Raw genomic sequence first — 9,437 nt, 5'->3', positions numbered from 1 at the left:
AGGTCATGAGGAGCCCACCCCAACCCCCGAGGAACCGCGCGGCGGCGTTGGCGAGCGGCGTCTGCGCATCCGCGACCCCGGGCAACGTGCCCAGCGCCACCCACTGGACCGCCGTGTAGATGAGCGTGACAACGCCTATCTGCACGATGAGCGCGAAGGGCACGTCGCGGCGTGGGTTCTTGAACTCGCCCGCCGGAGCCGCCGTGTTCTCGAAGCCGGCATAGGCGAACAGCAGCAGCAGCACCGCGGACCCCAGGTTGCCTCCCTCCCTGGGCGCCACCGACGTCGCCAGCGGCACGGACACGAAGAAGAGGCCCACGGCGATGAACACCAGCAGTGGCACCGTCTTGGTGATGGCGAGGAACACCGCGGTGCGAGCACCGCCCTTCACGCCCACGACGTTGATGGCGGTGAGCGCGAGCAGGGGCACGGCGATGGCCAATCCCTGGCCCATGCCCGAGTTCGCCGCGGGCCACAGGAAGCCCAGCGCGCGGGAGAAGCCGACGGACAACGAGGCCACGGACGAGACGCGCGCCAGCCACGTCATCCAGCCGACCTGGAACCCCACCCGTTCTCCAAAGGCTTCACGCGTGTAGAGATAGGCGCTGCCGGGCGTGTCGAAGTAGCTGGCCGCCTCCGCGAAGCAGAGCACGAGCAGCAGCACCGCCAGCCCCGCGAGCACGACGGCGCCCGTGCTGGCCGAGCCCAGGTTCGCGGCGGCCGCCGCGGGCAGCAGGTAGACACCGCTGCCGATGACGTCGTTGATGGAGAACCCGACGATTTCCCAGCGCGATACCGCGCGCCGCATGCCCAGGTCAGGAGGAGGCGAATGGGTTTCGGTGGTCATGGATGAAAGGGGAGGGGAACCCACTGGAGCACAGCTGCGGCGAATCCGCGAATTCGCGAGAAGCCGTGCTCCTGCCCTGGACGAGCGCCTGGGGCGGCCTCCCGGCTCACGCGGGCAGCCGTCGCAGGGCCTCCGCGAGGTGGATGTGCCCCTGGAATGCGCCGCTGCCCTGAGGCGTCTCGCCCTTTTCAATGGCATGCGCGAAGCGCACGCCGGCGTCCGCCTCCAGCCGCTCGAAGAGGCCCTGGAGCTTCGGGTAGTCACGGCGGTCCAGCACCTCGTGGTATCGGGTCCACCGGGCAATGCCGATGAAGTATGCGTCCGCCAGCGTGCGGTGGCTGCCCAGAAGCCACGGCGTGTCGCCCATCAGGGCCTCGAGCTTCGCGTGCGCGGAGACCACCTTGCGGGCCCCATGGTTGCGCAGCGCCTGCTTCTCGGACTCCGGCAGTTCGGCGTGCTCGAGCGCGTACCAGAGCGGCGAGAAGGCGCTGAAGAAGGTGGTGTTCAGGTACGCGAGCATCTGGTTCAACCGGTCGAAGTCCTCGGTGCCCTGGGCGAACGACAGCCCGGTGCCCACGCCGCGCGCGCCCAGGTGGTTGAGGATGGCCATGCTCTCGCTGATGCGCGCGCCCGTCTCAGTCATCAAGGTGGGCGTCTCCGCGATGGGGTTGATCCGGCGGTAGTCCGCGTGGGTGACGTCCTCCGGCATGGCGATGCGGCACAGCTGGTAGGGCCGGCCCAGCCACTCCAGCGCGACGATGGATCCAAACGAGCAGCCAGAGGGGACACCGTAGAAGAGGGTAGGCAGTGCCATGGTGAAGCTCCTGTCCGAAGTGGAAGGCGTGATGCCTTCGATGGGGACAAGATGGCCGTGGCAACGCGCGCCGTGTAGACAGTGGAACGCGAACGCAAGGTCCACACTCGTGGACGATGAGGCGCGGCCCTTGAACCTCAACGACCTCCAGCTCTTCGTCCAGGCCGTGGAGAGCGGTGGCTTCGCCGCGGCGGCGCGGCGGCTGGGCATTCCCAAGTCCACGGTGAGCAAGCGCGTGGCCGAGTTGGAGGACGCGCTGGGCGCCCGGCTGATCCAGCGCACGTCGCGGAGCTTCACGCTGACGGACGTGGGGCGGGACTTCCTTGACCATGCCCGCGCCGCCGTGATGGAGGCGGAGGCCGCGGAGAACGTGGTGCGCCGCCGGCAGGCGGAGCCCAGTGGGGTGGTGCGCATCACCACGTCGATCCCCACGGCGCAGTTCCGGCTCGCGGGCCGTCTGCCATTGCTGGCGCTGGCGCATCCCAAGGTGCGCGTCGATCTTCACGCGACGGACCGCTTCGTGGACCTGGTGCAGGAGGGCTTCGACATCGCCGTGCGCAGTCACTTCTCGCCCTTGCCCTCGTCAGGCCTGGTGCAGCGACGGCTGGCGGTGGAGTCCATCATCCTGGTGGCGTCGCCCGACTACTTGTCCAGCCGCGGCAGGATTCGCAGGCCCGAGGATTTGGGTGAACACGATGGCGTCCTGATCAGCGCCACGGCCACTCCCTGGCGGCTGCGCGGGCGGGCAGGGGAGACGGTCACTGTGATGCCGCGGGCGCGCATGACCGCCGATGAGTCGCTGGTGCTCTTGAAGGCGGCCACGGCCGGGCTGGGCGTCGTCTGTCTGCCGGAGACGTTCACCCGCGTGGACGTGGAGGCCGGACGGCTGGTGCGTGTGCTTCCCGCCTGGACCGCGGGCACGGTGACGACGACGATCCTGACGCCACACCGCAGGGGCCAGCTGCCCGCCGTGCGCGCCGTCATCGACTTCCTGATGGAGGGCGCCAGCGTGGCCTGAGCGTCCTCGTGACGGGGCGAGGCGACGACGCGGCGCGAATGCCGGAAGGGCTCGTCACCGCACCCGGCGCAAAGCCACCGCGTCCGCTTCCTCGGCCCGCGGCAGTACCGAGTGGTCATTCGCATCCGGCCGTCCCAGGCCCTTCTGGATGGCCGGCTCCGACGCGCTCACCCGCCCCACGTAGAACACCCCCTGGTAGCCCTCCGCGTTGGCCGAGTCCCAGACGTGCACGAAGAAGCGGTCGCCGTTGTCATGGCCCTTCGTCGCCTTCACGCCGCACTCCAGCTTGCGGCTCACCGGGTCCGCCGCGCAGATCCACGCCGCGCCGCTGTCGTAGGCCATGTCCAGCGCCACCACGTCCTTGAGCTGCGTCTTCAGGAAGCGCCCCATCGGCTGGTAGCCCTTGTCCCAGGGCAGGCCCCGTGCGGTGCGCGAGTGGATGTTGCCGCTCACCACCAGGTGGTAGCGCGCGGGCTCCGCCTTCACGTGTGAGAGCACCGTCGCCGCGAGCGCATCCTCTCGCTTCTGGCCCGTGAGCTTCGGGTGGTCGTAGACGAACACCGACACGTCCAGGCCCTGCGCTCGCAGCTGGCGCAGTTGCTCCAGCATGTTGGCCACCGCTTCGCTGCTACGGCCGTCCGGATAGGGGCTGCGCCAGAAGGGGGCCTCCATCAGCTTGAGCCAGTCCGCCTCCTCGCCATGGCTCTGGAGGAAGTGCTCCACGCGCTCCTCGTTCTCCACGGGGAGCTCCAGCCCCACGGACACCGGTAGGCCCGCTGTGACGATCTGGCAGACGGACTGCGCGATGAAGCGCGGCACTTCCTGCGTGCCGTGCAGCTCGCCCAGCAGCATCACTCCGCCCGGCTGCACCTGCTTCTTCAGGCCGATGATGGCCTGGCCGCACTCGGTGAAGGCCGGGACGTCCTTTGCTTCAGGCGCCCTGGCCACCTGCTGCGCGGGCGCGGCTTCCTGCTTCTTCGCCAGCCGGGGCGCGACGCCGTGGAAGACCTTCCACTCCATGGTCATGTCGCGCGTGCCCTGGGCGGAGTCCACGTAGAAGCCATTCTCCCCGCGCGGGAAGTTGAGCCGATCCTCGTCGTCTTCCGCGGACAGGGGGATGCCGTCAGGGGGCGGCCCGAACAGGTCGCGGCGCACACCCCAGTCGATCTGCCTGCCGGGCTGGATGAGGGCCTTGTTCACGGTCTTGGTGATGCGGATGACCCACAGCTTGCTCGTCGTGGGCGTCTCCCGCTTGCCGATGACCATGTAGCGGTGCCAGTAGCCCGAGATCTTCGAGCCACCGAACTCCTCCTTCCACTCGGTCTCCAGTACGCGGCTGTCCTTGTCCTCGCGGTAGCTCAGGTTCGCGCCCTTGAAGTACTCGCGCACCGACGGCCACATCTCTTCGAGCGGTGCGTCGTAGATGGCCTCGTAGTCCGGCGTCTCGAGGCTCCTGCGGCCCGCACATCCCACCACGAAGAACAACGCCATCCATCCCACGAGCCAGGCCGAGCGCATTGCGTGATTCCCTTCATCCCGTTTCACGGTGAAGGGGAAACGCAACCCGGCCGCGGCCATATCGAACGACGAGCCTCGCCTTTCCCACGACGAGCCCGCGGCGCTGGGAGTCCTGCTAGACGCGCCAGCTCAGCCGCACGCGGGTGCCTCGGGGCTCCGAGGCATCAAGGGTCAGCACCCACCCGAAGTGCCGGGCCAGCCGTTCCACCAGCGACAGTCCGATGCCGTGGCTCTCGCTCCCGGGCTCGGCACGGCCGAAGCCGACCCCGGTGTCGGAGAGGATCCACGCCGAGGGCTCGAGGGTGATGACGATGCGCCCCGCGTCTGTGTATGCGAGCGCGTTCTTGAGGAGGTTGCCCATCATCACCCTGGCGACGGAAGCGGGGAGGGGAGCGTGGACTTCGCCAGCGGATTCGATGATGAGCTCGATGCTGTCACTTCGCCGCAGGTGCCCGTACAGCGCGAGCAGTTCTCGCGAGACCCGGTGCAGGTCGCAGCGCTCCTCGGAGCGGGGCTCCCGGGCCAGCCAGAGGATGCCCTCCGTCAGCAGGCCCATCTGGCTCACGGCCCTGCGCAGGCGGTCGAACGTCTCCGCGTCTTGCGGTGGAGCGAGTTCCAGGATCTCCACCGCGCCCTGCGCCACGGCCAGGGGCGTGCGCAGCTCATGACTTGCGTCGCGGTTGAACCGCCGCTCACGCTCCAGCTGCTCCTGGATGCGCGCGTCGCGTGCGTGCAGCGCGTCCAGCAGCGCGCGGACCTCGGTCACTCCGCCGTCATCCTCGGGCGGTGGTGCCCCTTCCGCCTGGCTCCACTCCACCATCCGCTCCAGCGGCCGGCCGAGCCTGCGGGCCACGAGGCGGGCGAGCAGCGCGGCGGCCAGCAGCGCCAGCAGGGCACTGGTGAGGAGCAGTCCGGCGGTCCGCTTCAGGTTGTCCGTCGTGCTCGTCAGGCGAGTCACGTCGAACGCGAAGTACCGGCGGTCTCCATCCGCGCCGGGGCGCACCGCGACGTGGAAGTGTCCGTGGCTTCCGGCGGACACCTCGTACTCGCCCGGAGGCGCGCCAGGACGCAGGTGCTCCGTGAGCCACGGTGGCAGCGCGGAGTGGCCGTCATACCGGGTGACTCCGGGGAAGTGGCCCGGCTCGGGCCGGTCCGCCTCCGCGGCCACGATGCGGCTGAAGATGACGTCCTCGAGGTCGTAGCTGAAGAGCGTGAAGAACCCGCCCATCATCATCAGCGCGAACGCGGCGGACAGCCCCATGGCGCGCCGGAGCATGGCGCGCACCGACCGGGTCCTAGCGCGCATCCAGGCGGTACCCCTCGTTGCGGCGGGTGGTGATGGCATCGTCGAGCCCCAGCCCGGCGAGCGCCTTGCGCAGGGCATAGACGTGGGTGCGCAGCGCGCTGGAGTCAGGGGCGTCGTCCCCCCAGAGCCGCTGCGCCAGCGTCGCCGCGGGGACGGCTTCAGGGGCGGCCTCCATCAGCCACCGCAGGAGGAGGGCCTCGGTGCGGTTGATCCGGACGGTGCGCCCACCCCAGCGCGCCTGTCCGCTCTCCGGCTCCAGCGTGAGTCCGCCCCGCGTCAGCGTCCGCCCGCTCGGGGGGACGGGCCGGCGCGCCAGGGCCTCCAGACGCCAGCGCAGCTCCCGGAGCGAGAAGGGTTTGACGAGGTAGTCATCCGCGCCCGCCTGGAAGCCCTCTTGCTTGTCCTCGAGCGTGTCCCGGGCGGTCAGCATCAGGATGGGGACGAGCCGGGGCGCGACCTGCCGGTAGCGCTCACACACCTCGATGCCGCTCATGCCGGGCAGCATCAGGTCCAGCACGATGACGTCGTAGGGATTGGCCAGCGCGAGCGCGAGCCCCTCGGGACCGGTGCCCGCGAAGTCCAGCAGGAAGTCCGGCTCCAGGAAGCGGGCGATGTTGGCCTGGAGGTCTCGGTTGTCCTCGATGACGAGCACACGCATGGGAGTGACCCGGATGCTACCCGCGGTCACGTCAAACGGAGGTCAGCTGGCGGGTGACGCCTGGCTGACCCTCGCTCCCGCAGGCTCCTGCGCCTCTCTTGATGGAGGCGTCCATGATGAAGCGTTCGCTGTTGCTGGGGCTGATGTTCCTCGCCACCTCCGTGGCCCGGGCCGCGAGCCCCGCTGTCTCACTGGAGGTCCGCGCGGAGGATGGGTCGCCCATTCCCGTGTGGGTGCTGGAGCCGGAAGGGCAGGGGACGAATCCGCCCGTGGCCGTCCTGCTGCACGGCCTCACCCGGAGCAAGGATGACTGGCTGTCCGACGCGGAGCCGACCTTCGGTGGCGTCCTGACGGAGCAGCTGCGGAGCGCCGGCTACCGGGTCTACCTCATGGACGCGAGGCGGCACGGCGCGAGGGCGACCCCCGATGCCCGGCCCGGAGCCCTCGCGAAGCGAGCGCACGCGGGAGAGCCCGGTCCCTATCAAGCGATGATTGCCGACACCGTGCGCGATGCGCAGGTGCTCCTCACGAAGGTGCTCGCCAACGGCAAGAAGCCGCCGAGGGTGCTCGTCGCCGGCTACAGCATGGGTGCCCAGGTGGGGCTCCTATTGGCCTCGCGCGAGCCTCGCGTCACCCACCTGGTGACGATGGTGCCGCCCCATGTCGACCCCGTGCTGGGCGACGCCGCGCCGGTGAACCGGATGGGCAAGGTTCATCAGTCCTGGCTGCTGTTGAGCGCGAACCAAGATCCCTTCTCCACAGAGGAGGACACCCGGAAGCTGTTCGAGGCCGCGCCTTCCAAGCGCAAGACGCGCCGGGCCTTCGACAGCGGGCACGCGCTGCCGCGCGAGTATCTGGACGAGGTCCGTCGCTGGTTGAGCGAGGCACAGCGACTGCCGTAGCGAGAGCCATCTTCCGCGCATCGGAACCGGTGCGCGGCGTAGACTCCCGGTCATGAGACGCAGGTGGACTCTCGGGTATCGCCAGCCGTTGCCACCGGGCGAGTACGCGGTGGAAGCCCTGCTCTTCAGCGAGCCGGAGGGCGAGCCGACCGTGGTCCAAGCCCGGTTCCGGCTCGCCTCCTGTGCATTCTACTGACTACCGCGCGACGACCGAGTCAGCGGTGAGGCAGGGCTCCACCTTCTCAGGTGCCACCAGGAAGGTCTGCTCGCGGTCCAGCGCGCGTGACGTGCCCAGCGCGCTGTCCCCAATGGTGCCGGCGCCATCGAACACCAGCGCCAGCCAGTCGTGCTGCGACGCGGGGAACACCGTGGCGGTGCTGCCGTCGCGGTTGAGGTCCCGGGCGTAGGTGGCCGTCTGGATGCTTCCGTTGGCGTTCATGTCCAGGTTGGCGCTCGCGTTGCCGGCGACCTGGACGTTGACCATGCGCAGCCCGCCAATCTTCGCCAGGTCCGCTTCCGTGGTGGGGGCCACGGGCGTGAACGCCGCGACCTCGTTGATGGCCGCCTCGTTGAAGGACGCCACGCGCACGCGTGAGTAGTCGAACACGTTCGCCGTGCCGCTGACGGTGAAGCCATACACCTGATACTCATAATTCATGATGCTCAGGTAGTTGGGCTTGTAGTTGGCATTGTCCGTGCCGCCGTGGCGCAGGCCGATGTTGTGCCCCAGTTCGTGCATGATGGTGCCGGCCTGCTGCAGTTCCGTGCCGCCCGGCGTGGGCCAGCCGCCCAGCGTCACCACGAAGTCGTGGGCAGGGATGCCGCGCGAAATGCCGCTGGAGGTGCCTCCACTGTATTTGTTGGCGAACAGCATGTAGTGGAAGAAGGGCGCGCGGGCGGCGGCGAAGTACTTCGCCTTGATCGTGTCGAAGTCCGTCCACACCGGGTTCAGGTCCAGGTCCTCGTCCGCCGTGGCGATCTGCTGGTCCAGCGTCAGGTGCAGCGTGATGCCCGTGCTGCCGTCCGGGTTGGACACCGGCGCGTTGGCGAAGGAGGCGATGATCCGGTTGAGGGCGCCCTGCGTGGGCTTGCGGTTGGCGTAGTAGTCCGCCTCGATGAAGATGTCCTTGCGGCGCGCGTTGGCGCCCAGCGCGGGCAGGTTCACGCCGCCGGAACCGAACAGCTCCGCATAGTCACTCAGCCGGTCGCCGTCCGTGTCGGTGCTCTGCGGGTTGGTGCCGTACTGCGCCTCCACGACGTCGCAGACACCGTCGCCATCCGTGTCCACGTCGGAAGCCAGGCACCCGGGCGCCGCCTGCGCGACCACCCCCTGGGCCACCGCCGGCAGGGCCTCCGCCGGCCCCTCCACGCCTTCACCGCCACCACACCCGTTCAATCCCAGCAGGGTCACGGACGCCGTCAGCAAGGTCTTCTGGAGCTTGGACATGGTCTTCCTTTGGGGCTCAAGGGCCAGCGTCAAGCCGGCCTCGACCATCCTGACATATTTCCGTATATTCTGCTTAGGCATTTAATCCTTGTTTGGGCGCGGGCCTGCGGCGCCCGTCACGCTCCGGTCACGCCCTCGGGATTACGCAGGGGACATGCCACCGAGACGACGGTTTGCCGTCACGCATCACGCGTGCAGTCCCTTTCCTCCATCCCCCAGCGCCTGCTCCACTGAGTTCACGCCCCCGCGAGCCCGCCAGAGATCGCGGCTCAAGCGGCCGCGCGGAGCCTTTCTGCCGAAATGGTCCTTTTCACGGAGCCGGATACCGCACTGAGCGAGTGCGGTGCATCACGGCGGTAGCGCGGGTCTCCTCTCTGCATGACGAGAACCGTTCTGCGCTGTGAGTGCATGTGGACGCACCCATCGTACGCCGCCAGCAATGGCGGCCGTCGATGAGCTGCCTTCCCCGTTATCTGGGAGTGCTGCTGGCCTGTCCCATGCTGCTGCTGGCCTGCGCTGACACCCAGGGGACACCGGACGCCGGCATACCTCCAGTCGTCGCCTGGGACGGCACCTCCACCCCCATCGAAGAGAAGAGCGACTGGATTGACCGGGGCGTCTTCGCTCCCTGCGAGTTCACCCCCCCACTCGAAACCCAGCTCGACTGCGACACCCCGGCCCTCTTCGACCTGTCAAAATGCAACCTGGGCGCGCTCAGCAAGGCGTCACGGCACGGCATCTACCAGACCGAGATGCGGCCCAGCTCTGGCGAGTACCCATGGGGGGGCGCCGGCATCCTCCTCCCGGAGGATGGCGGCGTCGGGAGCCTGAATTTCAGTCCCATCACCCGGCAGCAGTTCGACGACCAGGGCATGCTCCTCGTCAGCGGCTACACCACGACCCGGGGCGCGACCATCAAGTATGTGC

The 9,437-nt window shown here is 68.9% G+C and carries 9 protein-coding genes and 1 pseudogene; 4 read left to right on the top strand and 6 right to left on the bottom strand.

The genetic code is table 11. The features are described 5' to 3' along the window. Positions 1-847, bottom strand: an 847-nt coding sequence (locus D7W79_RS33120) for an APC family permease (protein WP_244222106.1), incomplete at its 3' end; no start/stop codon positions are given. 106 nt (positions 848-953) lie between these two features. Beyond that, on the bottom strand, positions 954-1,661 hold the full coding sequence (locus D7W79_RS33115) for a glutathione S-transferase family protein (protein WP_120529348.1): 708 nt from the start codon (positions 1,659-1,661) through the stop codon (positions 954-956). Positions 1,662-1,791: 130 nt separating this feature from the next. On the opposite strand from D7W79_RS33115, the gene D7W79_RS33110 reads away from it, so the two are divergent. Continuing rightward, positions 1,792-2,679, top strand: coding sequence for a LysR family transcriptional regulator (locus D7W79_RS33110; RefSeq protein ID WP_120529352.1), 888 nt, complete (start codon positions 1,792-1,794; stop codon positions 2,677-2,679). A gap of 54 nt (positions 2,680-2,733) precedes the next feature. On the opposite strand, the gene D7W79_RS33105 is transcribed toward D7W79_RS33110, so the two are convergent. The 3 genes from D7W79_RS33105 to D7W79_RS33095 all read right to left on the bottom strand — a co-directional run bounded on the left by D7W79_RS33105 (position 2,734) and on the right by D7W79_RS33095 (position 6,161). Continuing rightward, complete coding sequence (locus D7W79_RS33105; protein ID WP_120529347.1) at positions 2,734-4,197, bottom strand: hypothetical protein; 1,464 nt, start codon at positions 4,195-4,197, stop codon at positions 2,734-2,736. A 115-nt stretch (positions 4,198-4,312) separates the two neighbouring features. Continuing rightward, positions 4,313-5,503 (bottom strand): sensor histidine kinase, encoded by a 1,191-nt coding sequence (locus tag D7W79_RS33100; RefSeq protein ID WP_244222105.1) that lies wholly within the window; start codon positions 5,501-5,503, stop codon positions 4,313-4,315. Further along, positions 5,493-6,161 (bottom strand): response regulator transcription factor, encoded by a 669-nt coding sequence (locus D7W79_RS33095; RefSeq protein WP_120529346.1) that lies wholly within the window; start codon positions 6,159-6,161, stop codon positions 5,493-5,495. Before D7W79_RS33095 ends, D7W79_RS33100 begins: the two co-directional genes overlap by 11 nt. 113 nt (positions 6,162-6,274) lie before the next feature. On the opposite strand from D7W79_RS33095, the gene D7W79_RS33090 reads away from it, so the two are divergent. Both D7W79_RS33090 and D7W79_RS43960 read left to right on the top strand, forming a co-directional pair. Then, positions 6,275-7,063, top strand: coding sequence for an alpha/beta hydrolase (locus tag D7W79_RS33090; RefSeq protein ID WP_244222104.1), 789 nt, complete (start codon positions 6,275-6,277; stop codon positions 7,061-7,063). A 52-nt stretch (positions 7,064-7,115) separates the two neighbouring features. Next, positions 7,116-7,259 (top strand): hypothetical protein, encoded by a 144-nt coding sequence (locus D7W79_RS43960; RefSeq protein ID WP_158617110.1) that lies wholly within the window; start codon positions 7,116-7,118, stop codon positions 7,257-7,259. Here D7W79_RS43960 and D7W79_RS33085 read toward each other — a convergent pair whose 3' ends face one another. Next, positions 7,260-8,510 carry a zinc metalloprotease gene (locus D7W79_RS33085; RefSeq protein WP_120529345.1) on the bottom strand — a complete coding sequence of 417 codons (1,251 nt, stop codon included), beginning with the start codon at positions 8,508-8,510 and terminating at the stop codon, positions 7,260-7,262. It lies immediately after the preceding gene. A gap of 452 nt (positions 8,511-8,962) precedes the next feature. Here D7W79_RS33085 and D7W79_RS33080 point away from each other — a divergent pair. Beyond that, a pseudogene (locus D7W79_RS33080) lies at positions 8,963-9,437 on the top strand (LVIVD repeat-containing protein); the annotation flags it as partial.

It is taken from the genome of Corallococcus exercitus (assembly GCF_003611585.1).
Lineage (GTDB): Bacteria > Myxococcota > Myxococcia > Myxococcales > Myxococcaceae > Corallococcus > Corallococcus exercitus.
This window is presented reverse-complemented; position numbering and strand designations above follow the sequence as displayed.

Coding starts and splice junctions, on each gene's coding strand:
- D7W79_RS33115 (WP_120529348.1), bottom strand. CDS start 1,661: ATGGCACTGCCTACCCTCTTCTACGGTGTCCCCTCTGGCTGCTCGTTT.
- D7W79_RS33090 (WP_244222104.1), top strand. CDS start 6,275: ATGATGAAGCGTTCGCTGTTGCTGGGGCTGATGTTCCTCGCCACCTCC.
- D7W79_RS33095 (WP_120529346.1), bottom strand. CDS start 6,161: ATGCGTGTGCTCGTCATCGAGGACAACCGAGACCTCCAGGCCAACATC.
- D7W79_RS33085 (WP_120529345.1), bottom strand. CDS start 8,510: ATGTCCAAGCTCCAGAAGACCTTGCTGACGGCGTCCGTGACCCTGCTG.
- D7W79_RS33100 (WP_244222105.1), bottom strand. CDS start 5,503: ATGCGCGCTAGGACCCGGTCGGTGCGCGCCATGCTCCGGCGCGCCATG.
- D7W79_RS43960 (WP_158617110.1), top strand. CDS start 7,116: ATGAGACGCAGGTGGACTCTCGGGTATCGCCAGCCGTTGCCACCGGGC.
- D7W79_RS33105 (WP_120529347.1), bottom strand. CDS start 4,197: ATGCGCTCGGCCTGGCTCGTGGGATGGATGGCGTTGTTCTTCGTGGTG.